The sequence below is a fragment of the Streptomyces vulcanius genome (genome assembly GCF_042653945.1).
GTDB classification, from domain to species: domain Bacteria; phylum Actinomycetota; class Actinomycetes; order Streptomycetales; family Streptomycetaceae; genus Streptomyces; species Streptomyces mangrovi.
The window spans coordinates 420238-442283 of the sequence record NZ_JBHSFK010000002.1 but is presented as its reverse complement, the minus strand read 5'-3'; the positions used below and the strand labels follow the sequence as shown (position 1 = coordinate 442283).

Genomic DNA, 22046 nt, shown 5'->3' with positions numbered 1-22046 from the left:
CTCTCACCTGCTGCGACGGCCCGCAGGTGTGCGCACGCTTTGAAGATCAATACCGGCCGCGAATCCTATTTCCTACTCAGGGGGATTTGAGAAGACAACCCGCTCGACTCATAACGTGCGCAGCGAGACGCGGATTACATTAATGAAGAAACGCTCTCCTCAACGTTTCCGCTGCGCCTCTGTCACTCATTTGCCGCGCATCTGGAGGAGTGGTGGCGGCGTTAGCGGGATATGGCGAAAGCAAGGTCCCATGGATTGCCTCACCGCGGCACGGGGAACGATAAAATGCCTGCGACCCGTGATGTGAAAGCAGGGAAATACACCTACATGCCTGGTGTGACGCGCTCGGCCCTTGAGCCGCGTGGCGCCTTGCATGGGGGCGCGGGGGTCGAGCTCCAGGTCACTGAGTCACTGCTCCGCGAGTTCCTCGCGCTGCTGGAGGCGGCCCAGGAGGAACTCAATCGGCGGTGGAACGACCAGGAGAAGTCCGGCTGCCACGCGGACCGCGCGTGAAGGGGGCGGGTTTTCATGAATCACGACTATGCGGATCCCTCCTTTGCGCGGGGTGAATGGTATTCCGACGCATACCCGTACGGGTCGGGTACTGGCTGGCACGGTGGTCCCGTCGATGCGCTGCCCCCGGACTCGGTCTGGGACCCGGTCGAGGAACTTGCCTATCTCCTGCAGGAGGCAGCTCCGGCGGCGGAGCAGGCGTCCGCGGTACCGCCACCTCGCAGCGAGTCGTCATCCGGCGTCGGCCTCACCGACCCGATGGAGAACCTGGCGCAGATCACCGCTCAGCTTCCGCCCATCCGACGCTCTTCCGCCGGGCATCGGAAGATGCGGGTCCGTAAACTCCGACTCAAGTGGTTACAGACCGGCAGCTTCGTAATCGTCGCGTTCGTTGCCGTCATCGTGGCGATGGTCAGCGTCTTCGGCGGCATGGTGGCCTATGGGCCTCTGCAGAACATCTCGTCCGGTACGAAGAGCGGGATGATCCCTCAGTGGCCTCTTCTCGTGTATGGCCCCTGGATGGTGGCCTCTCTCTCCATCCTGCGAACTGCGTTGCATCAGCGCCGGGCTTTGCACTCCTGGTTCATCGTTCTGTTGTTTTCCTCCGTCGCGATCATGCTGTGCGTGGCTCAGGCCGAGAGGACCTTCACCGGTATCGCCGGAGCCGCCCTGCCCGCCCTCGCGTCCCTGGCATGCTTCCAGCAACTCGTCCGACAAATCACCTTGACTCTGCCACCGCGGCAGGGGTCGCCCCGTCACCGCCAGTAGCGCCACAACCACAAGCCCGCAGTGCCCTCTGAAACCCAGAGCACAACAAAAAGGCCCGGGCCTCCGACCTGGGCCTTCTCCACAGTTCTGAACCTGGGGGTGGGCCCGGAACGGAATCCAGCAGCAACCCCACCACAGCCGCCGCCGATTCGGGCTCGATCAGCAGCATGCTGGTGGCAGCCGCTCCACCCTTCGGGCAGGCGCACCGCCTGCCACCGAAGGGCTGTGCCGGCCCGCCCAGGCATGCTGCTGTCCGGCGCCGCTGATGAATCTCTCCGTCACCTTCCACGGCATGACCGCACGTCCGGATGAGCACAACTGCGAATGTCACTGGGGTAGTGAAGGTACTGCGCACGCACGGCACGCCGGTGTTCTACGGGCCGCTGATCGGGGACGTGCCGACCATCGCGATGAACGACGTCCCCCGCAGCACCCGCCTCACCTACGGCGTGCCCGGTGGCTGCACGGCGTACGACGGATGTCCTGACGTCTCGGGGGTGCCGACCGTCAGCCGTCGTTCCCGATGTCGTGGCACCCGGCGCAGAGCCGGGTGACCGCGGCCTTGTCTCAGGACAGTGGCCAGCTGCGCAGGGCGGCGTCGGCCATCTCCTGGAGTTCATCGCGGCCAAGACCGCTCGCGGCTCGCACGGCGATGCCATGGGCGAACGTGGTGACGTAGCGGGCCAGTAGCCCCGGATCGGCCTCCGGAGGCAGGTCACCGTCGTCGACGGCTCGCTGGAACCGCTCGCGGACGCGGGAGTAGCCGTCGTTGCGCCAGACGACGAGAAGGTCACGGACGTCCCGCCCGGCGTCGCTGACGGTCAGGGCGCTCTGGACTCCCAGGCATCCGTGGGGATGGGCCGGGCGGGTGGTGGTTCGAACGGTGCCGGCCAGGATCGCGGTGGCGACGGCGAGGGCGGTCGGCTCCTCCAGGGCCCGGGGCAGGTATGCGCTCGGGCCATCGGTGTAGCGCTCCAGGGCCTTGCGGAACAGCTCCTCCTTGTTGCCGAAGGCCGCGTACATGCTGGGGGTGGCTCGACGGCTCGAGAGATCGCTGCCGGGCGCTCGTGGTCGTCGGCCCTCGTGCTTGGACGGTGTGGTTGCGGTACTCCGCTCCTGAACAGATGGCTTTGATCGCTCTTCCCCGACGCATCGCGATTTCGTAGGGTCCGATCATTCGAGAGGGCTCTGGGGGGCGTGTGGCTGTTCCTGCAGCTCGGCGTCGTGTCTTGCGCGTGATCCGCGGCGCCGGCTCGTTCCTGAGAGAACTCCTGGAGGAGATGGCCGGAGAGGCAGTGCTGACGGTGGTCGCCTGCCTTGTCGTGGGGGGTCTGGCTCTGGGGTTTGTCTGGGGATGGGAGCGCAGCCCGCTCGTCACCGGGGGCGTAGGCGGTGCCTTGCTGGTCTTCCTCGGCTATGGCGGCTGGGAGCTGCTTCGTCCTGCCAAGCCAGGGTGGCGCGGACGGCTGGCCGGCGCGGCGGCCACAACGTTTGCCGTGGCCGCCGTGTTCATCGCCTACGCCTGGTCCTGCAATTGCTCCTGAACGGTTCAGGCAGGACACACGCCTGACGACCGTGGTGGCCGGATGGGGCGTGGACTTCCTCGTCCCGCAGCAACTTGGGCGGGGGCCGGGCCCTGAGTTGGTGTGCCTCCCACCCGCTGCGATGGTCCGCGGTTCCAGAACGGCGTTGTCCCAGGTAGCACGGCCTCAGTAGGACCAAGTGCACCCAGAGAGGCAGTTGGATGTCCGCCTCTGGGGCGATGCGGTCTCCGCCCCGGGTGGGGAGGCTGCACACCAGGACCAGCAAGAAGAGGAAAGGAAGCATGGAAGCGATCAAGGAGCCCGACTGGAACACCGTGGGAGTCCTGGGGGCCGCCCGCGGCGCGAAGTTGGCGACCGACGGGGCAGCCATCGGTACCGAGCATCTGCTGGCCGGCATCACCGCGGCCAAGGGGCCCGCGCGCGAAGCACTCACGGATGAAGGGGCGACCAGGAACGCGCTGTTGGCGGTGTTGCGGGACAGGATGGGCCGGGACGGCGCGTGGAGCGGTGCCGACGACGTCGAGGGAAGCGTTGCCGCGCAGGACGTGCTGGGCGAAGACGGAGACCGGCGCGACCGCTTCACGGGCGCCGCGGCCAGGGCGCTGACCTCGGCGATGGAGCAGGCACAACGGGAAGGCGCGGCGAAGCTCGGCGCCGTTCATCTGCTGCGGGCGCTATTGGAGGAGGACAACCGCGCGGTGGAGCTGCTGCAAGCCTGCGGTATCTCACCGCAAGCCGTACGCGTCCGCCTCGACGGCGGCGGCAGCGGGGGCCGGGAGGACGGCCTCACCCCCCTGTTGCACGCCACCCGCGACGTTCTTCTCGGCCGTGACCACTACCGTCACATGCCCTTCTGGAAGCGGTGGCTGGTCAAGAACGTCGGAACCAACCTGGCGTCGAAGCCCGCCTGGTGGGTCGGAATGGAGACCTACGAGCAGGCACATCGCCTCGGGAACAGCGCGGTGGGCACCGAGCATGTCCTGCTGGCGGTTCTGGCCACCCACGAGGTCGCACTCCAGTACCCGCATCTGGCGGGGGAGAGCGCTCCCGCTCCCGACACCCGGTACACGGGCGGTGAGCGACTGGCCCGCCTGGGCATCGACTACACCTCGGTCCACAGCGCCCTGACCGGCGATCGCGTCCGTCTGACGGCCGACCCCCGGCCCGTCGCGCAGTACCTCGACGAGGCCGCAGGCCCGAGCGCGGTGAGGCCGGCCGACTCCGGCAGCGAATCGATGGCCGATCCGGGCACCGGCCCCCTGGTCGAGATCCTCCTGAGCGAGGAGACCCGCGCCCGGCAACTGATCCACGCACTGACCGCCACCGCCACTCCCGGCGACTGACAGGGCATCCGGTCCCGGGCTTCACCAGCACGCCTGCCACCCAGGCGATCAGGCGTTGAGGCAGAACCGGGCTGCGGCGTACTGCTCATGGACCCTGCGTGCCGCACGCTGTCCGGGCGCGGTACTGAGGCGTGAACCCCCCGATGTCAGCGGCCCCGATGGCCGGGAGCCGGGATGTGCCCCGGGACTCAGACGCGTCGTCTGTGGCTACGGCTACGGCTACGGCTACGGCTACGTCGAGCCGGGCTGGGTCTTCGGGATCCGGGAGGTGAAGAACATCGCGAGGAGGGCGGTGAGGGCGAGGATGGCGAGTGCGGCGCGCAGGCCGTCGAGCCTGGCGGCGGCGTTCGCGTCGAGCACGCCCTCGGTCACCTCCGTGCTCGTGCCCGCTTCGTCGAGGGCGGTCTTGAGCTGGGCGTCCGACAGGAAGGGAACGCCGCTTTCGAGTTCGACGGCCGCCTGGCTCTTGACCTCGGCCGGGACCGCCGGATTCTGCTCCACGCTGGTCAGGAACGAAGACGTGAGCGCGGCGATCATGATCGACCCGGCGAGTGCCGTGCCGATCGAGGCGCCGAGGTTGGTGGCGGCGTTCTGGACGCCGCCGACTTCCGAGCTCTGTGCTTCAGGCACCGCGGACACGGTGACCGACCCGAGCTGGGACGCCAGCGCGCCCATGCCGAGCCCGATCAACAGAAGGGGGATGGTGACGATTTCCGCGCCGGCGTCCGCGTCGAGCGCGGCCATCAGGGCCACCGCGCCCGCGAGCATCGCGAGGATCCCCAGCCGTACCACCCGCCGCGGCGAGACGTCGGGGAAGAAGCGGGGGATCAGGATCGCGGCCGCCAGCAGTGTCACGGAGAGCGGCAGGATGTGGGCGCCGGTCTTGAGTGCGGACAGGCCCAGGGCGACCGACAGGTAGAGCGGTACGACGAAGAAGACGCCCATCTGAACGAGGTACTGGAAGAAGAACATCGTGAGTCCGCCGGTGAGCTGCTTGTTGTGCAGCATGGCCGGGTCGATGAGCGGTTCCCTGTGCCGCTTCACCAGGCGGGCCTCCCAGCGGAGGAAGAGCCAGATCAGGAGCAGACCTGCCAGCATCAGCCACACGACCAGCGAGACCCCGAGCCAGGAGGGCGCGTCGGGCTTCGGCTGGAACCAGCCCCATTCGTCCGAGCGGAGCACGCCGTAGACGAAGATCCCGAGCCCCGCGGCGGAGAGCACCGCGCCGACGAGATCGATACGCGGGCGTTCGCCGCTCGGCGCGTCGGCGATGCGGCGGGCGAGCACCAGGATGCCGAGCACGAGCAGGACCTCGCCGGCGAAGACCCATCGCCAGGAGAAGTACGTCGTCGCGACACCCCCGATGAGCGGCCCGACCGCGATCGCCACGGCCCCTGCGGCCGCGACGAGTCCGTAGGCGGCGGGACGGCGTTCGGTGGCGAAGTTGCCGGCCACGAGCGCCACGATCGCGGGCAGGATGAGTGACGCTCCGATCCCTTCGAGGAACGACCAGCCGAGCAGCAGCACGGGCAGGTTCGGTGCGAGCGCCGTGGTGAGGGAGCCGCAGCCGTAGATGAGGCAGCCGATCGTGAACGCGCGTTTGCGGCCGATCAGCGCGCCGACCTTGCCGCCGGGGATCATGAACATCGCCATCACGAGGGTGTAGGCCGTGATGGCGCCTTGGATTCCCGTCACGGTCGTGCCCACGTCTTCGGCCACCGTCGCGATCGAGACGTTCATGACCGAGCTGTCGAGCGCCATCAGGAACTGACCGGTCGCGAGTGTCAGCAGGACGATTCGCGCCGTTGCCGAACTCTCAGCAGTTCCCGCCCTGGATGCCATGGGCGGATCGTCCCAGTTGCCCGGAGGATGGATCCGTGACCCGCCACAGAGATCAACTGATTGGCGGACGCGAGGTTGGTGGAGCGATTTCGCGCGGGAGGGATCCCCTCGGAGGCACAGCCGTGGGTCGGGCCACGCGGGCGGATTCGCGGCACGCTGCTCACCCGGAGAACCAGCCGCAGGCGAATCGTCGACCGGACCCGTTGGACATCATCGAGGCGGAGTCGGCCGCCCGGCTGCGGGAGTTCGTACCCATCCGCTACGGCCGGATGCTGGAGTCTCGCCGATGATCCCGCATCCGAGCCGCCTCCGACCGGGGACAGGCCGCCTGGGGTTCATGCACTCGGGACGGCCTGTCAGCTCAGGGCCAGCTTCCGTAGCCGCCGCCAGTCCATGGGGGCCCTGGTCCGGGGCACGCCGGGGCGGTGGCGCGGTACCCGTACGCGCAGGGCCCGGGGGTGGATCGTGCATCGTACGGGCGTCGGCAGGGTCAGTGCCTCACCGTCGACCCCGGCCTCGATCGTAGGTTCGTCCGCGTCGATGACGACCTCCTGGGCGGTCAGGGTGGTGAGGCCGGGCGCGTGCTTCCCCGCGAGCAACTCGGCTGCCTGCGCGGCGCTGTCGACGTTGACGCCCAGGACACCGAGGGCACCTGAGTCCAGGACCTCACGGCGTCCGAGGCCGGCGAGGTCGCCCATCCGGTAGGGGTTGTTGCTGACGAGCACCGCCTGGGGTCCGTCGACGGTCGTGTCCGCGGCGCGGACGGCCAGCCGGGGACCGCGTCGGTGGGTCAGGAGGTCGGGAAGTGTCTGGAGGATGGTGCGGACCTTGTCGTCGCGGTAGGCGGGACTCTGCACCACGGCTGCGTAGGTGCCGAAGGACGCGTTGTTGACGAAGGCTCGCTCACCGATGAAGCCGAGGTCGACGCGGACTTCGACGCCGTCGGTGAGCGCGTCCAGGCAGGTCGACGGGTCCTCCCGGTCCAGGCCGAGGTCGAGGGCGAAGTGGTTGCGGGTTCCGGCCGAGATCACCATGAAGGGAATGCCGTGCCTGGCGGCGACTGCGGCGACCAGGGCCTGGGTGCCGTCACCGCCCGCGACTCCGAGAAGATCGGCGCCGTCTTCGACCGCCTTGTCGGCGAGCGCGACCACGTCCTGCTGATGAGCCGTGTCCAGCAGGAGGACGTCGGCGTCGAGCGCCTCGGCCTTCTCCTTGAGGTGGAACCTCCCCACCTTTCCACCGCCTGATCGTGGATTCATGATGAGGAAGGGGCGCGTGGGAGGAGCGGTCCGCGTCTCCGGGGGCCCGGCCGGCGCGCCGTCCCCGCTGAGTGCCGCTCCGCCGGCAAAGACCCCGAGGGCCCACAGGGCAAGGGAGACCAGTACGACCCACAGCAGCTCCGCCCACGCGTAGAGCGCCAGCACCGCGAGCGGGGCGACGGCGGCCAGGGTGAAGGCGAGCAGTCTGCCGATTCCACGCAGGGTCAGTGCCCACCACAGGCTCGCCGCCGACACGGCCAGCCCGGCCAGCCCCGCGCCCAGGAGCGCGATGCTCCTGATCCCGGCGAACACCAGCAGGATCACCACCGCAGCGAGCCCGGCCACGAGGGCAAGCCGTGCGGACCAACGCCGTACGAGGCGACCACGCGCCCCGGAGTCCCTGTGCATGGAACCTCCTGCCGGCCGGGGCACGGCCGCCGCGACGGTACGCGGCACCGCGTCCAGAGGCGATCCCAACCGTCCACAGCCACGGCACCCAAGGGCCCCCGCCGGCACCGCCACCACCGCCCATTGCACCACCCGGCGGTGTGCGCCGCATGTTCGCCGCCGCCGCGGTACGACGCACAGCGGCGATCCCCCGCTCGAATCGATCGACACGCCAACACGGCGGGGATTCCATCGCCGCCGAGCCTTCATGTCGACTGCGGGCCGGCGCCACCACTCCAGGGCGGTTGACCGTGTCTCGCCCGTACGGCCCACCTGGCGGGCCATCTCGCCGTAAAGCGGCGGAAATAGAGGCAGACCGATCCCCCAGGAGTCCTGGAGCACCCATGACCAGCTCGCCCGAGCCGTCCAAGCCCGAGGCCGCCCCAGAAGCGGGCGCGGGTGACGCGGCGGGGAGCGGGTCCAAGCACGGCTCGGCGGCCGCACGGATCACGCGGAACACCGCCTCGGCGGTACTCATCGTGCTCACCTGCATCCTGGTGCCGGTCGCGCTGCTCACCGTGTGGGTGCACGACATCGCACTGGACACCGACCGGTACGTGGAAACGGTCTCGCCGCTGGCCTCGGATCCGGCGATCGAGGACGCGGCGGTCAAACGCATCACCCACGCCGCCGATGTACGGGTGGACGGCACCCAGGCCGCCTCGGACATCGCCGCCTGGCTGCAGTCGCAGGGCCTGCCACCCCGCGCCGCGCAGTCCCTGAAGGGGCTGGGCCCGCAAATCGACTCCGCGGTCAACGACACGGTCGAGAAGGTGGCCACCCGCTTCGTACAGAGCGACCGCTTCGAGCGGATCTGGACGAACGCCAACCGGGACGCCCACGCCGCGGTCGTGCACGCGCTCACCGGCGAGGGCCGTGGCGCCGTGGGCGTGGACGGCGGGACGGTCACCCTCGACGTCGGCGAAGCCGTCGACCAGGTCAAACAGGCGCTCGTGGACGCCGGGGTGTCCCCGGCCGCCAAGATCCCCGAGGTCGACAAGCAGATGGTGCTCTTCCAGTCCGACCAGTTGGAGAAGATCCGCAAGGGCGCCCACCTGCTGGACGTGATCGGGAACTGGCTTCCCGTGATCGTCGTGGTGATCGGCGCGTGCGGCGTGCTGCTGGCCCACCGGCGGCGCCGGGCCCTGGCCCGTACGGCTCTCGGGGCGGCCTTCGCCTGCCTGGTCGTGGCCATCGTCCTGGTCGTCGCCCGCCGTTACTACCTGGACCACCTCCCGCCCCAGGTCCAGTCGGAGGCCGCCGCGGCGGCCGTCTTCGACACCCTGCTGCACTTCCTGAGGGTCAGCCTGCGCACGGCGATCGTGCTTGGTCTGGTCATCGCGCTGGGCGCCTACCTGATCGGTCCCGGACGGCTGCCACGCGCCATCCGGGGCACGTCCGAGCGCGCTGCGGGCTCCGCGGCACAGTGGGCCTACGCCCACCAGGTCCGCACCGGCCGGGTGGGCACCTGGACCCAGGCCCACCGCCGGTGGATCGCCCTGGCCGCCCTGCTGATCGTGGCCCTGGTCTTCGCGCTCTGGAACCACCCCACGGCCCTGACCATCCTGCTGTTGGTCATCATCCTGCTGGCCGTACTCGCACTGCTCGCCCTCCTCGCCGCCACCGGCCGCGCCACCACCGCCGCCGAGCGGGTGGCACAGCGGCCGGAGGGCGGCGAGTGAACGGTTCGCCACCAGCATCACCACCCGGGCGGACGCGCCGAGCCCGGTTACCGTTGTGATCCCGGCCCCGCATCGGCCTACGGAGAACCCGCGTGGTCCCGGAATGCAGGCATCGCTCCACCGGCACCGGGCCCTGGGTCCGGTGCCGGTGGAGCGGCTTCGCCCGACCTAGCGGGCGAGCGACCCGTTCTGCACGTCGGACGCGGACTGCCACGCCCGCACGCCCGCTCGGGACGCCTCCTTGGCCTGCTGCCACTTCACGGCCGCCTGCTGGGTCGGGGGCACGTCCATGTCGCGGATCATGCGCCGACCCGCCGTGAACACGGCGAAGGCCCCGATGGCCATGCCGACGCATGCCACCGCGGCACCGGCCGCGGTGAGCACGGCACCGGTCGTGACGAGCCGGGTGTCGATCGCGATCGTCCGATGGGACTGGTGGTGGTGCTGGTTCATGACTCCACCATCCACCGGGGGGAACGACCTCGCATCCCGACCAGGAACCCTGGGCGCCGGCCAGGTGGTCCAAGCCGTCGGCTGTACCACCTGGAGACAGGTTGCAGATACGTACGAGGAGACCGGTCTCCCGCCGGTCCGGCTCCACGACCTGCGCCACGGTGCCGCAACGCCGGCCCATGCGGCCGGGGCCGACCTGAAGGACATCCGTCCGCCGACTCTTGGCCTCGTACGTGCAGCAGACGGGAGCCAACCTGGTCATCAGCCGCCGCAGTCGCTCCCGCCCCGCACCCTCGGCAGTGCGGGCGCGGGTGTCGAACCGGTCGGCGAGGATCCGGACCCGCACCTCCGGACAGGCCGCCAGGTGAGGTACCACTGGGGGTGCGTGTGGGTGACGGCCGAGCCTGAGGCGACGAGGATGCAGCGGCCGGCGTCCTCCCCGTAGAAGAGGCCGGTCCGGTAGTGCCTGCCGGTCTTCCGGCCCGGATGGGTGAGGACGAGATGGGTCATCCCGCCTTCCCGGTAGCCGCTGGCGCCGTCGGTTGCGACACAGCGACGTACGTGCTCTGCCACCGAGGGGCCGGGGCTCTCGATTACCGCGTCCTGCGCTGCATAGGACTCTCCAGGGGCAAAGGAACCTCCAGGTCAGGACCGGGCGACTCAGTGAGCGGCAACGAGGCCCTGGGCGAGGCCTCCGTCGACTGCGAACTCGACATTGGTGGTGAAGGTCGCGTCGGCCGCAAGGAAGAGCGAGGCCGCGGCGACCTCCTCGACCGTGCCGCTGCGCTGGAGAGGCGTGGTCTCGTCACCCTGCCGCTCGAACTCCCTGCGCTGCTCCTCCGTCAGGCCGGCGACTCCCATCGTCGGCGTCTTGATGAACCCGGGAGCGACCGAGTTCACCCGGATCCTCCGGGGCAGCAACTCGGCCGCCAGTACGTGGGCGACGGCGCGCGTGGCCTCCTTCGATGCGGAGTACGCGCTCAGTCCGGGGAAGACGACGTCGTTGGCGACCGTGGTGAAGACGATCGATCCGCCGTCCTCGATCAGCGGTGCCAGCGCCTGGACGGTGAAGAATGAGCCCTTGGTGTTGACGGCGAAGTGCCGGTCCCAGGACGCCTCGGTGACCTCCGCCAGCTCGGCGAACTCCGCGATGCCGTGGTTGACGAAGAGGTGGTCGACACGGCCGAGCCTCTCCTGGGCGAGGTCGGCGAGGGCGACGATGTCCGCCATGCTGGCGGCGTCGGAACGTACGACGTGTGCCGCCTCGCCCTTGAGCTCCGACCGCGCCTCTTCGAGGGTCTTCTCGCTGCGGCCCGTCAGGACGACCTCCGCCCCTTCGGCGAGCAGTGCCTTGACGATCGCAAGACCCATGCCGTGCGTCCCACCGGTGACGACGGCCTTCTTGCCCGTGAACCTGTTCATGACGACTCCCTGTTGGTGATGGTGCGGCCGGTCGAGGTTGCGAGAACGACTGTGCGGGAGGGCGCTTTCGGTTCGCCCGCGATCCTCTTTCGGGTCCGCCCGCGATCCGCTTTCGGTCCGTTGCCAGGCACTCGCTTTCGGTCCGTGTGCTGCACGTACGCTGAACCGATGCGCTTCGGGGTACTGGGACCACTGGCCGTGTGGACAGCGGACGGCGAACTCGCGGCGGTGCCCGAGGCGAAGGTGCGCGTCCTGCTGGCCGGCCTGCTGGTGACGCCCGGACAGGTCGTCTCGGTGGATCGGCTGGTCGAGGACCTCTGGGGCGAGACGCCGCCCGCCCGCGCGGCCGCAGCGCTGCAGACCCTGGTGTCCCGGCTGCGCAAGGCCCTGATGGCGGCCGGAGGAGACGGCATGGTGGTGCATCGCCCGCCGGGGTACCAACTGCGGTTGCCCGGCGACGCGGTGGACGCGGAGCGCTTCCGCACGCTGACCGACCGGGCCCGTAGTGCCGCCGACCCCCGTGAGCGGGCCGCCGGGTTCGCCGAGGCCCTCGCCCAGTGGCGGGGGCCCGCCTTCGCCGGATTCGCGGACGAACCGTTCGCCCGGGCGGCGGCGGCACGGCTCGAAGAACAACGGCTCCTTGTCCGGGAGGAGCAGGCCGAGGCCCGGCTCCAGCTCGGCGAGTTCGGCCCGTTGGCCGGCGACCTCAGGGAACTGACCGAACGTCACCCCTTGCGCGAACGGCTGCGCGTGTCTCACATGCGCGCCCTGTACGGCAGCGGCAGACCCGGCGAGGCACTTGAGGTCTACCAGGAGGTGCGCCACCTGCTCGCCGAGGAGTTGGGCCTGGATCCGGGCCCCGAACTGGCCGCGCTTCAGCGGGAGATCCTCAGTCGGGCCGGCCAGGCCTCAGTGATCCTCCACGGCGCGCAGGCGGAGGCTCTCCGCCCGAATCCACCTGCTGCGAAGCTGCCCGTCCCGGTCACCGGCCTGATCGGGCGGTCGCGGTCCGTGGCCGAGGTACGGGCGTTGCTTGCGGAGGAGCGGCTTGTGACGCTGACCGGGCCGGGTGGGGTCGGGAAGACCCGCCTTGCGCTGGAGGTCGCGGGCGGGGAGGCGGAACCGGCTGACCATGGGGAGGCCGCGGCGCTGTTCCCGGACGGGGTGCGGCTGGTGGAACTCTCCGGCATGGCACGTTCGGCCGGGGCGTCGGGCGCCGCGGTGGACGCACTGGCGGAGGTGGCGGCCGTGGCGCTCGGCATCCGGGACGACGCCCGTCCCGGCTCACTGCCGCCGTCGGTGGCAGGCGGCCCGCACCCCCTGGCGGACCGGTTGGCCGATGCGTTGCGGGGCCGGCGGCTCCTGCTCGTTCTGGACAACTGCGAGCACGTGATCGAGGCCGTGGCGGCCCTGGCGGGGTTGTTGCTGCAGGCCGCGCCAGAGGTACGCGTTCTGGCCACCAGCCGCGAGCCGCTGGGTATTTCGGGCGAACATCTCTGGATGGTCCCGCCGTTGGACGTACCGACGCCGGGGGCCCCGCTCGTGGACGTGATGCGGTCGAGCGCGGTCCGGCTCTTCGTGGCGCGGGCCGTCGCCGCGTCGCCCGGCTTCACCCTCTCCGAGGGCAACGCCGAGGCGGTAGCCACCATCTGCCGCCGTATGGACGGCATTCCGCTCGCCGTGAGCTGGCGGCCACCCGGCTCCGCGTCCTGGGTGTGGCCGCACTCGTCGAGCGGCTCGACGACCGGTTCGGGCTCCTGACGAGCGGGCGGCGGGACGCCCCGGCGCGGCAGCAGACCCTGCGAGCGGTGATCGACTGGAGCTGGGAGCTGCTGACCGCCGCCGAGCGTGCGGTGCTGCTCCGCCTGGCCATCCACTCCGACGGCTGCACTCTGGACGCCGCCGAGGCGCTCTGCTCCGGGGGCGGTGTGAAGCCCGGCGACGTCGTCGACCTGCTGGCCCGTCTGGTGGACCGGTCGCTGGTCGTCGTCACCGACGGCACGCAGAGCCTTGGCGCCTTCGAAGGACCGCATCCGCGCTATCGGTTGCTGGAGTCGGTGGCCGCGTACTGCCTGGAACAGCTGCGGGTGACGAGGGCGCACCCGCCGCACGAATCCGTACCGGCCGAGTACGGGAGCGGACCCGCGACCGAGTACGACCAGCTGCGCCGTGCACACGTCCGCTACTACACCGAGCTCGCCGAGCGGGCCGGGAGTCACCTGCGCGGCGGTGACCAGCAGCGTTGGCTGCGGTGTCTCGACGCCGAGGCGGTCAACATACGCAGTGCACTCGACACCGCCGCCGCCACGGGCGAAGCCCCGCTCGCCCGGCGCCTTGTGCGGGCCATGGCCTGGTACTGGTTCCTGCGAGGCCGACTCACGGAGGCCAAGCGCTCCATGGCCACGGCGCTGGCCATCCCGGAGACGGCTACGGCGGGACAGGAGAGCGGAACATCCGGTGGCGACCGCGCCCATGTGGCCGCGTGGCACGCGGGAATGACCCTGCTGTCGGGCGACCCACTGGGTCCCGGGCGGGTGGGTCGCGTGCCGCTGCGCCTGTACGAGGACATGGCTGACGTCGGTGACATCGGCCGGGGTGGCCCAGGTTGGTTCCTCGCCTATGCCGCGACGATGTTCGACGCGATGGAGGTCGGTGAGGAACTTGTGCGCCGGAGTCTGGCCGAAGTCCGGTCGCGGGGCGACCGCTGGGGCATCGCGGCGGCTCTGAGCGTACGGGGTGTGCAGCGCTGCGTACGCGGTGATCTGGCGGCTTCCCGGTCCGATGCCGAGGAGAGCCTTGCCCTCTTCCGTGAACTCGGCGACCAATGGGGTCAGTTGCAGGCCATCGGAGTGCTGGGCAGGCTGGCGGAGATCAAGGGGGACTACCGGTCCGCGGGGGCCGAGCATCAGAACGGTCTGCGCATCGCCGAGGAGCTGGGCCTGTGGACCGAGGCATCCGTCCGCTGGTCCGAACTGGGCCGGATCGCCCTCCTCGACGGCGACCACGCGCGAGCCGAGCGGCTCCACCACAACGGCCGACGGCTCGCTGTCCGGCACGCCGACCACCGCGCCCAGGAGTTTGCCGAGGTCGGCCTCGCTCTCGGTGCCCGGCGTCAGGGACGCTTCGAAGAGGCCGAGTCCTACCTGCGTACCTGGCTGGAGTGGAACCGCCGTTTCGAGGCCGCGAACGGTGCAGCTCTCATCCTCGCCGAACTCGGCTTCATCGCCGAGCTCCGCGGTGACCACGATGCCGCCTTGAACCTCCACGCCGAGGGCCTGACGGCTGCCCGCACCACCGGGGACCCACGAGCCGTCGCCCTCGCCCTGGAGGGCCTGGCAGGCGCACACCACCTGGCCGGCCGCTCCGAAGTCGCCGCCCGGCTCCTCGGCACCGCCGCCCGCTCCCGCACCTCCGTGCGGGCACCCCTGCCGCCGGCCGAACGCGGCGACGTCGACCGCATCACGGCCGCCGTCCGTACGGCCCTGGGCGATCCCGGCTTCACCACCGAGTTCGCGCGGGACGCGGCACCGTGACGCTGCGGGAGCCAGCAGACGACGAAGGCCCAGCCCTATTTCCACCCCGCCCGCGGCTCCGCCGAAGACCGACGCACCGGCTTCAGCGAAGGCTCGCTTTTGCCGTCGATGTCACACACCGCTCGCACAAACGGCCCCGCACGAGGAGTCCGAGGCCGAACAGAGCGCCTCCCTGGGAAGAAAACCCCAGGTCAGCGGCGTAATTACGTTGGGCCCCGGCAGGATTCGAACCTGCGACACTCGCTTTAGGAGAGGCACTAGTGGCTCACCTGTCTGTGACGGCCTTTCCGTAGATTTACTGTTTCTGCTGCTCAGTGGCGTGCGGTCTTCCGTTACCGTCCGCTCGTTCCCTGTCTTTACATGACCTTCCGTTCCCATGACGTTCCCATGGGGGCTCCACGAGGCTGTGGGAACGAGGGCCGGGGGAGTCGGCTGAGGCCAGCTGGGTTCACCGAAGAGGTGAGCACCGCAGACCTCTTGGGGGCGCCAAAGGCCCCGCCCCTACCAGGGATCCAGGCCCTCGGCCGTCTGTACGGCTTTGTCGAGGCTGGGTCCATTCGCGCGGACGGCGGGCGAGGAGCTCCCGCTCCGTGGCGATCTCGGCCTGGTGCGGGCCCAGCCGGTGAACCCATCGGCGGTCAGCAGGTGCGCCAGCATGGGGTCTTCAACGGTCGTCGACCTGCACGTACAAGGCAGTCAAGAGGCAGGGCGTGCGCACGAGGCCGGGGCCGTCGGCCCGTTCGTTGGTTGGCCGGGTCGCTGGCAACGGGTTCGACTCGGCACGCGGTCCCAGGCGTACGGACGTCTTCGGCGTGTGCTGGAGGTGAGCGGGACAGCGCCCTCCGCGGCTCACTTGCTGACCGAGTAGGAGTGCGCGCCGGTTCCGGCCAGACGGCCGCCGTCGACGATCAGGTACTCGTCGCGGATCGGACGTCCGGCCAGCCAGTTCTCCAGGATCTCGCGGGTGCCCGCGGCGTAGCGGGCCTGGGCGGAGAGGGAGGAGCCGGAGATGTGCGGGGTCGCCGGCACCGGCCGCCGACGGCCCGGACCGCAACCCGATCCGCTACCTCAACGACGGCGTCAGCCAGACCCTGCTGGAGCGCGAGAACGGCACCCGCCCCCACCTTGCCTTCCCGACCGCAAGCGGACGAGCGCAGTTCTTCGGCCGACCGTATCTGCCCGCCTCCGAACTCCCCGACGACGACTACCCGTTCGTCCTCAACACCGGCCGCCTCCAGCACCAGTGGCACACCCTGACCAACACCGGCAAGGTCGCCAAGCTCAACCCCGGCCCGTTCGTGGAGATCCACCCCGAGAACGCCGACAAGCTCGGCGTCGTCGAGGGCGACCCGAGCTGCTCGGAGCCAGTCAGAGGCAATCGCCCTCTGTTTGGCCTCGAATCAGCCGAGGTCAGGACGCGGTTTGATCGACTACGTCTGGTCGGCGGACGTGTCCCGCGCCTTCCGGGTGGCCCGACGCCTCCGGGCCGGCGGCGTCGGTGTGAACACGGTGGGCCGCAGCCCCGTTCGGCGGCTTCAAGCGGGCGGGGTGGGCCGGGACGTCGGCTCGTACGCGCTGCACGCCTACAGCGAGGTGCAGGCGATCGTGCGGGCGGGGTGAGGCACGCCTGTCATCCGGGCAGCCGCGCCAGAAGGGCCGTCGTTTCCTGTTGACCTGCGAGATATCCCGTCTCTCGATGAATGGCCAAAGCTCGCTCGGCCTGTTCCCGGGCGGTCTCCGGGGCGCCGGTCAAAGCTGCGGCCAGGGCCGTGAGGGCTCGTCCTTCGCTCAGCCGGTATCCCGCGTTGCGCGACGCGACGAGAGCCTGCCGCGCAAAGTCCGCGGCCGCTTCCGGACTGCCCATCGCGGTGTGCACCGTGGCCAGTCCGATCAGAGCGGCCGCCTCGGGATGGCGTTCCTCCGTGGCGCGAGCGATGTCCAGAGCCTTGCGGTAGTCGTCCACGGCGTCGCGCCGACGTCCCTGGCTGCGGTGGATGTCAGCCAGGGTGTTCAGCGTGTCGGCCTCGATCCGCCGATTGCCGCTCTCACGTGCCTGGGCAAGTGCGGTCCGGGCCCCCTCGCGCGCTTCGACGGGGCGGCCGGCGTCGCAGTCCAGTGCGGCGAGGCATCGTATGGTCTCCCCCGAATAGTCCCGCTCGCCGGACTGCTGGTGCAGCTCCATGGCGCGGTCGAGATGAGTCCGGGCCTCCTCGTGGTTGCCCAGCGCGTGGCAGACGCTGCCCAGGGTGGTCAGGTCCATCGCCTCGTTCCCGGGCGCGCCCACTTCCCGGTCCAGCTCCAAGGCCTGAGGCAGGGTCTCTGCCGCCTCCCGGATCCGCCCGGCGCTCAGATACACGCTGCCGAGGTTGGCCAGGGAAGCCGCCTGTCCGGCGATACGCCCTGACTGCCGGTCCAGCGCAAGGGCTCGCAGGTGGGTGTCAGCAGCCTCTCGTAGGCGTCCGGCGCGTTCGAAGGTGTTGCCGAGATTGCCGATGGCGGCGGCCTGGCCGTCCAGCCATCCCGCCTCCTCGCTCGTGGCCTGGGCCCGAAGGTAGTGGTCGATCGCCACGCGGTAACGGCTCAGGCAGCGATGGACGTCTCCCGAACTGAGCAACGCCGCGGCCTGCCCGTGCAGGTCGCCTTCGGCCTCCGCGGACGAGAGGCCCGCGCCGGCCACCGTGAGCCACTCCGCCGTGTGCATCCTGAGCCAGAAGTATCCGCGCAAGGTGTCCGCAAGCCGCCAGGCGATCCAGCGGGGCCCTTGCTCAGCGGCATGGAGCACCACCCGCACCAGATTGGGCCGTTCCGTGTCCAGCCACGTCAGCGCGCCTTCCCGGTCCGTGAACCGCGACTGGAACGCCGTGGTACGACTGTCCGCCTGGCTCGGGAGACGGAGCTTGTCCGGGTACGCGAATCCTGCCGCGGCGTCCGCGGCGTCCAGGTACAGGTCGAGCAGCCGTACGACACCCAGCGCCCGGTCGTCCGCGCTGTCCTCCTTCTCCGCGCACTCGATCGCGTAGAGATGCACCAGGTCGTGGAGGGCGAACCTGCCCCACGCCCGCTCCTCGACCAGGTGGGCGCCTCTCAACCGGCGCAGCAGTCGAGCGGCTTCGGCCACAACGGTCCCCGTCAGGGCCGCGGTGCTCTCGACGGTCAGATCGGGCACCGGAGCCAGGCCGATGAGACGGAAGAACCGGCGGGCCTCGGGCTCCAGAGCGGCGTACGACTGCTCGAAGACGGCTCGTACGGCCGTCTGTTCGTCGCCCTCGACCTCCAGCGCGGTCAGCCGGTCGCTGCCGGCCAGCATGGCGGTGTAGTCCGGCAGGCTCTGATACGGGCGATCCGCCAGGTTCGCGGCTGCGATCCGCAGCGCCAGCGGAAGCCGGCCGCACAGGTCCGCCAGCTGCGCCCCGGCGTCGGAATCGGCCGTCACGCGCTCCTTGCCGAGCAGTTCGACCAACAGCTCCCGGGACTCCGGGGCGGTCAGCACGTCGAGAGTGCGCCGCCGGGCACCCTCACGGGCGACGAGCCCGGCCATCTGGCTACGGCTGGTGATCAGCACGAGGCAGCCCGGTGTCGCCGGCAGCAGCGGACGGACCTGCTCGGGATCCCGGGCGTTGTCGAGCAGGACCAGCAGACGCCTTCCGGCCAGCAGCGAACGGTACAGCGCCGCCGCTTCCTCATGCTCCGTCGGCACCTGTTCGTTCGGCACCCCGAGGGCGCGGAGGAACCGGATCAGCACGTCGAGCGGCTGCAGCGGCGGAGTGGGCGCGTAGCCGCCCAGGTTGACGTAGAGCTGTCCCTCCGCGAAGTGCCCGCGCCTGCTGTGGGCCCAGCGAACGGCCAGTGCCGTCTTGCCCACCCCGGCGGCCCCGCAGACGACTCCGATCGGCGCCGTGGCGGCGCTGTCGTCCTCCCCGGGTCTTTGGAGCAGTTCGTCGAGCCAGTCCAGGGAGGCGTGCCGGCCGACGAACCCGGGAGGACTTGCGGGAAGCTGCGCCGGCCTCGACACATTCGGTACGGCGAGGGGCTGGGGTTCCGCCGGTGCCGCGGGAGGCACCTTCCCGGTGAGGGCGGTCTGGTGCAGGAGGCGCAGTTCCGAGCAGGGTTCGGTGCCCAACTCGTTGACCAGGTGTCGGCGTAGCCGGGCGTAGCAGTCCAACGCCTCCCCGGTACGGCCGTCTTGGTGCAGGGCGCGCATCAACTCGCCCACGACCGACTCGGCGAGGGGAAAGCGGTCTGCCGTGTCGTAGAGGCTCTCGATGACAGCGCTCTGCCGTCCCAGGCGTCTTTCGGACGCCGCCCACAGCACCAGGGCGTTCAGACGGCGGCGTTCGAGGCTCTCGCGGGCACCTGCCGCCCAGGCGCCCTTAAGTCCGGCGAGCGGCGTCCCCTGCCAGAGATCGAGCGCCTCGCGCAGTCTCTCCGCCCGTAGCTCACCCTCGACATCGCGTGCTTCCTCGACCAGCCGCTCGAAGCGGCGCAGGTCCACGGCGTCCGGTTCGGCCACCAGCGTGTACCCGCCGACGCCCCGGTCGATCCGGGGGCGATCGCTGCCCGAGCCGTCGCGGGCGGCGGCCAGGGTCTGCCGTATCCGGGTGATGTGGGCGTAGAGGGCGTTGCGCGCTTCGGCGGGAGGCTCCTCGTCCCACACGCGATCCACCAGCGCGTCCACCGACACCGAGCGTCCGACGTCCAACGCGAGCACGGCCAGGACCGTCTGCCGCTTGGCGGGGCCAAGCTGCAGCGGACGCCCCTCCGCCGTCAATTGGACAGGCCCAAGTACGCGGAACTCAACCATTCCATCCCCCCGACCGCGTGCAGCCACCGCTTGTAAATGGTCGGGTCGCTATACGCGCAGACCCCCACGAAACCACTGGGGCATCGAGCGGCGCAAGGTTCGCGTAAGGCCGGAGCAAGGTGCCCCAACCACGCTTCAGAGCAAGGAACTACGTCCCGAGGAGGACTCCAGTGACAGGACGAAAGACTCTTCTCACCTCCGTGATGGCCATACCTGCCGCGGCGGCTCTCGCTCTGGCGGGCGTGAGCCCGGCGTCGGCGGCGAGCGGCAGCGCCAGCTCGTCGTTCAGCAACGGAGCCAAGCTGACCGCCAACATCTGGATCGCGACGTGGGCCTCGGGCGGATGCGCGGACTTCTCCTCGTCCGCGGTCGTCTCGGGCAGCCACGCTCCCGTGGCCGGGCACGACTGGGTGAAGAACGTGACCAAGTTCGACCCCTGGGGGGTCGCGCCCTCCGTGACCGCGTTCGGCCAGAGCGGTGACCCGGTGTCGGGCAGCTGGACCAACAACAACGGTTCCCGCGGCTCCTATCTGAGCGGCCGGCTGTGCACCAACTGGCGGACGCTGGGGGTGACTGGCAGCACGACGGCCAGTGCCTTCTACAACGGCCAGACGAAGATCGTCACAGCGTCGACCTGATCTCCATGAGGGATGCTGCCTTGGACGGGGGCCGTCGGCGACGGCCCCCGTCGCAGAAGACGCTTTGGTTCGGGTTGGTCGTGGCCGTGGTGCTTCCCCTGGTGATCATCGCCACGGTCGTCGGGGCTCGGGCAAAGGCCCCGCAGCCCGGCGACCGGCTCCTGACGGAACTGGGGACGCTGGTCGGCGACAACCAACTGTTCACGCGGCCGGGCCTGTCGTCCGACGGCGGTCCGTCCTGGTACGCCGGCGCCTACGGACTTCCGGTCATCGCGGCGGCGACAAACCAGCCGCCCGAGCTCGGCGACGCCTCTGAACTCGCCCGCGACCTCAAGGGGTTGAGCAAGGGCGATCCCATTTGGTCCCGCTGGTACGCGGTGCAGGTGGAACGCGCCACGGGCACGGACATTCCCGGGACATGGGCCGAGGGAATCCTGGACGCATACAAGCCGAGCGACAACGCCGCGGAACGCATCGCGGTGATCGCGGCCGTCACCGACGTGATGCGCGCCAAGTCGATGACCGTGCCGCGCGCCGAACACCGGGCTCTGTCCAAGGACCTGACCTCCGCCGTCGCCGTCGCACGGAGCCCGTACTCACTGTGCCGTGCCCTGCAGGCCGCCTCCTATCTCGGACTGGACACCAGGACATGGACGCGCACGGAGTCGGAGGAGGGGATCCCCGGTCCTGCCTTCTCGGCCGAGACGGTGACGAACGTGTACGGCGCCCTGTGCGTCATGGAACTGCGCGGCCGACCGGAGCAGGACAGCCTGAAGAAACAGGTTCTCGACTGGCTGAAGCCGCACCTCACCATGGAGGTCGCCGGATCGGAGTTCGAAGCCTTCTTCCTGGCCGAGAGCTGGGTGAAGGCGGGCGGCGCGCGCGATGACCTTGCTCCGCTGGCAGCAGCCCTACGGGGACGCGTCGACGCCGGAACGGGTCTGCTGAAACAGCACGTCGTCCGACTGGGCACACTGGAGAACACCTACTACGCAGCGGTTCTGGCCGAGCGTGTCGGCTCCTTCCGCCAGATCTCCGGCCCCCGCACCGTCGCTGCCGTGCGCGACCAGATTCCGCAGGCGCGCGCCCATCACAGCGTTGCCGGTCTCCTCATGTGCGCGATCATCCTGAGATACGCCGGCTCGGCCGACGAGGCTCTGGAGGACGAAGCGGCGGATCTCGCGGTGAGTTGGCTGGAAGGGGGAGTGGACCGGGACAACGTGGTCATCGCCGACCAGGTGGTCAGGCAGCTCCACGAACTCGGCCGGGACGCACCCCGGATCCGGGCGGAGGAGTTCCCTGTCCGGACCGCCGAGGACCGCTATCTGGCCTGGACGCTCCTGGGCATGAGCGACCACCTTGCCAATGGCGCGGCACTCCGTAAGGCGCTCGCCCAGCAGACGGCTGACATCGAAGCCGCCTTCGACGAACCGGACAGCCTGATGATCAAAGAAGTGGCCGCGGGGTTGTCGGCGGCCGGCACCCAGGCCGAACGGGAGCGCCTGGCGGCCGGGTTGAGCGAGTGGTCGTCATCGCTGCGAGGCTGCGAAGGCTTCCAGGAGCTGTATCGCCCCCTGAAGGCGGAGTCGGCGTGTTCCTTGGAGGCGACGGTCGACCAGGTGACGGTCGTCGAGCCCGCTTCACGGTGAAGTCGCACCGATCGCGGGGATCGAGGTGGGGACGGAGCCGCTGGACCAGCCGACACGGAACTCCGTGGGCGGCTGGCCCTACCTCGACGACGCACAGGAAGGGCCCGCTGAGTTTCGTCATGCTCGGCGACAGCACCCGGTGGCTGCTGCCG

The 22046-nt window shown here is 70.1% G+C and carries 15 protein-coding genes and 6 pseudogenes; 13 read left to right on the top strand and 8 right to left on the bottom strand.

What is annotated here, in order from left to right; translation table 11 throughout:
• Positions 1 to 327: 327 nt before the first annotated feature.
• The 3 genes from ACFPIH_RS04530 to ACFPIH_RS04520 all read left to right on the top strand — a co-directional run bounded on the left by ACFPIH_RS04530 (position 328) and on the right by ACFPIH_RS04520 (position 1835).
• Complete coding sequence (locus tag ACFPIH_RS04530) at positions 328 to 513, top strand: hypothetical protein (protein ID WP_381168385.1); 186 nt, start codon at positions 328 to 330, stop codon at positions 511 to 513.
• A 15-nt stretch (positions 514 to 528) separates the two neighbouring features.
• Entirely contained in the window at positions 529 to 1281 is a 753-nt protein-coding gene (locus tag ACFPIH_RS04525; protein WP_381168383.1) for a DUF2637 domain-containing protein, read from the top strand.
• 338 nt (positions 1282 to 1619) lie between these two features.
• Positions 1620 to 1835, top strand: coding sequence for a hypothetical protein (locus ACFPIH_RS04520; protein WP_381168381.1), 216 nt, complete (start codon positions 1620 to 1622; stop codon positions 1833 to 1835).
• Between the two features lie 13 nt (positions 1836 to 1848).
• Here the strand turns inward: ACFPIH_RS04520 and ACFPIH_RS04515 are convergent.
• A pseudogene (locus ACFPIH_RS04515) lies at positions 1849 to 2316 on the bottom strand (TetR/AcrR family transcriptional regulator); the annotation flags it as partial.
• Between the two features lie 200 nt (positions 2317 to 2516).
• Between ACFPIH_RS04515 and ACFPIH_RS04510 the strand changes: the two are divergent.
• Both ACFPIH_RS04510 and ACFPIH_RS04505 read left to right on the top strand, forming a co-directional pair.
• The gene (locus ACFPIH_RS04510) at positions 2517 to 2825 is read left to right on the top strand and encodes a hypothetical protein (protein ID WP_381168379.1); all 309 of its coding nucleotides are present in this window, start codon (positions 2517 to 2519) and stop codon (positions 2823 to 2825) included.
• 281 nt (positions 2826 to 3106) lie between these two features.
• Positions 3107 to 4168, top strand: coding sequence for a Clp protease N-terminal domain-containing protein (locus ACFPIH_RS04505; protein ID WP_381168377.1), 1062 nt, complete (start codon positions 3107 to 3109; stop codon positions 4166 to 4168).
• A 231-nt stretch (positions 4169 to 4399) separates the two neighbouring features.
• Here ACFPIH_RS04505 and ACFPIH_RS04500 read toward each other — a convergent pair whose 3' ends face one another.
• A complete protein-coding gene (locus ACFPIH_RS04500) occupies positions 4400 to 6010 on the bottom strand; it encodes an MFS transporter (protein ID WP_381168375.1) in 1611 nt (536 codons plus the stop codon).
• 356 nt (positions 6011 to 6366) lie between these two features.
• Positions 6367 to 7677, bottom strand: a complete 1311-nt coding sequence (locus tag ACFPIH_RS04495) for a diacylglycerol/lipid kinase family protein (protein ID WP_381168373.1) — start codon at positions 7675 to 7677, stop codon at positions 6367 to 6369.
• Between the two features lie 383 nt (positions 7678 to 8060).
• On the opposite strand from ACFPIH_RS04495, the gene ACFPIH_RS04490 reads away from it, so the two are divergent.
• A complete protein-coding gene (locus ACFPIH_RS04490) occupies positions 8061 to 9398 on the top strand; it encodes a hypothetical protein (RefSeq protein ID WP_381168371.1) in 1338 nt (445 codons plus the stop codon).
• Between the two features lie 168 nt (positions 9399 to 9566).
• On the opposite strand, the gene ACFPIH_RS04485 is transcribed toward ACFPIH_RS04490, so the two are convergent.
• Positions 9567 to 9851, bottom strand: coding sequence for a hypothetical protein (locus tag ACFPIH_RS04485; protein ID WP_381168369.1), 285 nt, complete (start codon positions 9849 to 9851; stop codon positions 9567 to 9569).
• Between the two features lie 97 nt (positions 9852 to 9948).
• On the opposite strand from ACFPIH_RS04485, the pseudogene ACFPIH_RS56490 reads away from it, so the two are divergent.
• Positions 9949 to 10077: pseudogene (locus ACFPIH_RS56490) on the top strand (tyrosine-type recombinase/integrase); the annotation flags it as partial.
• Between the two features lie 45 nt (positions 10078 to 10122).
• On the opposite strand, the pseudogene ACFPIH_RS04480 reads toward ACFPIH_RS56490, so the two are convergent.
• Positions 10123 to 10361: pseudogene (locus ACFPIH_RS04480) on the bottom strand (nitroreductase/quinone reductase family protein); the annotation flags it as partial.
• 150 nt (positions 10362 to 10511) lie between these two features.
• Complete coding sequence (locus ACFPIH_RS04475; RefSeq protein ID WP_381168367.1) at positions 10512 to 11273, bottom strand: SDR family oxidoreductase; 762 nt, start codon at positions 11271 to 11273, stop codon at positions 10512 to 10514.
• Between the two features lie 168 nt (positions 11274 to 11441).
• Here ACFPIH_RS04475 and ACFPIH_RS04470 point away from each other — a divergent pair, with 168 nt between their 5' ends.
• Positions 11442 to 13034: an AfsR/SARP family transcriptional regulator gene (locus ACFPIH_RS04470; RefSeq protein ID WP_381168365.1), complete on the top strand. Its 1593-nt coding sequence runs from the start codon at positions 11442 to 11444 to the stop codon at positions 13032 to 13034.
• Positions 12989 to 14806 (top strand): ATP-binding protein, encoded by a 1818-nt coding sequence (locus ACFPIH_RS04465; protein ID WP_381168363.1) that lies wholly within the window; start codon positions 12989 to 12991, stop codon positions 14804 to 14806. Before ACFPIH_RS04470 ends, ACFPIH_RS04465 begins: the two co-directional genes overlap by 46 nt.
• 849 nt (positions 14807 to 15655) lie before the next feature.
• Here ACFPIH_RS04465 and ACFPIH_RS04460 read toward each other — a convergent pair.
• Positions 15656 to 15826, bottom strand: a pseudogene (locus ACFPIH_RS04460) (NAD-dependent formate dehydrogenase); the annotation flags it as partial.
• Between the two features lie 2 nt (positions 15827 to 15828).
• Between ACFPIH_RS04460 and ACFPIH_RS04455 the strand changes: the two are divergent.
• Positions 15829 to 16155 (top strand): annotated as a pseudogene (locus ACFPIH_RS04455) (molybdopterin dinucleotide binding domain-containing protein); the annotation flags it as partial.
• A 61-nt stretch (positions 16156 to 16216) separates the two neighbouring features.
• Positions 16217 to 16426, top strand: a pseudogene (locus tag ACFPIH_RS04450) (aldehyde dehydrogenase family protein); the annotation flags it as partial.
• Positions 16427 to 16436: 10 nt separating this feature from the next.
• Here the strand turns inward: ACFPIH_RS04450 and ACFPIH_RS04445 are convergent.
• Positions 16437 to 19607 carry an AfsR/SARP family transcriptional regulator gene (locus ACFPIH_RS04445; protein WP_381168361.1) on the bottom strand — a complete coding sequence of 1057 codons (3171 nt, stop codon included), beginning with the start codon at positions 19605 to 19607 and terminating at the stop codon, positions 16437 to 16439.
• Between the two features lie 170 nt (positions 19608 to 19777).
• On the opposite strand from ACFPIH_RS04445, the gene ACFPIH_RS04440 reads away from it, so the two are divergent.
• Complete coding sequence (locus tag ACFPIH_RS04440; RefSeq protein ID WP_381168359.1) at positions 19778 to 20245, top strand: hypothetical protein; 468 nt, start codon at positions 19778 to 19780, stop codon at positions 20243 to 20245.
• Between the two features lie 86 nt (positions 20246 to 20331).
• Entirely contained in the window at positions 20332 to 21894 is a 1563-nt protein-coding gene (locus ACFPIH_RS04435; protein WP_381168357.1) for a hypothetical protein, read from the top strand.
• The last annotated feature ends 152 nt before the right edge of the window (positions 21895 to 22046 follow it).

Bases quoted from the DNA above. Each gene is read 5' to 3' on its own strand.
- ACFPIH_RS04530 (WP_381168385.1), top strand. From the start codon at position 328: ATGCCTGGTGTGACGCGCTCGGCCCTTGAGCCGCGTGGCGCCTTGCAT.
- ACFPIH_RS04525 (WP_381168383.1), top strand. From the start codon at position 529: ATGAATCACGACTATGCGGATCCCTCCTTTGCGCGGGGTGAATGGTAT.
- ACFPIH_RS04505 (WP_381168377.1), top strand. From the start codon at position 3,107: ATGGAAGCGATCAAGGAGCCCGACTGGAACACCGTGGGAGTCCTGGGG.
- ACFPIH_RS04500 (WP_381168375.1), bottom strand. From the start codon at position 6,010: ATGGCATCCAGGGCGGGAACTGCTGAGAGTTCGGCAACGGCGCGAATC.
- ACFPIH_RS04495 (WP_381168373.1), bottom strand. From the start codon at position 7,677: ATGCACAGGGACTCCGGGGCGCGTGGTCGCCTCGTACGGCGTTGGTCC.
- ACFPIH_RS04490 (WP_381168371.1), top strand. From the start codon at position 8,061: ATGACCAGCTCGCCCGAGCCGTCCAAGCCCGAGGCCGCCCCAGAAGCG.
- ACFPIH_RS04485 (WP_381168369.1), bottom strand. From the start codon at position 9,851: ATGAACCAGCACCACCACCAGTCCCATCGGACGATCGCGATCGACACC.
- ACFPIH_RS04475 (WP_381168367.1), bottom strand. From the start codon at position 11,273: ATGAACAGGTTCACGGGCAAGAAGGCCGTCGTCACCGGTGGGACGCAC.
- ACFPIH_RS04470 (WP_381168365.1), top strand. From the start codon at position 11,442: ATGCGCTTCGGGGTACTGGGACCACTGGCCGTGTGGACAGCGGACGGC.
- ACFPIH_RS04445 (WP_381168361.1), bottom strand. From the start codon at position 19,607: ATGGTTGAGTTCCGCGTACTTGGGCCTGTCCAATTGACGGCGGAGGGG.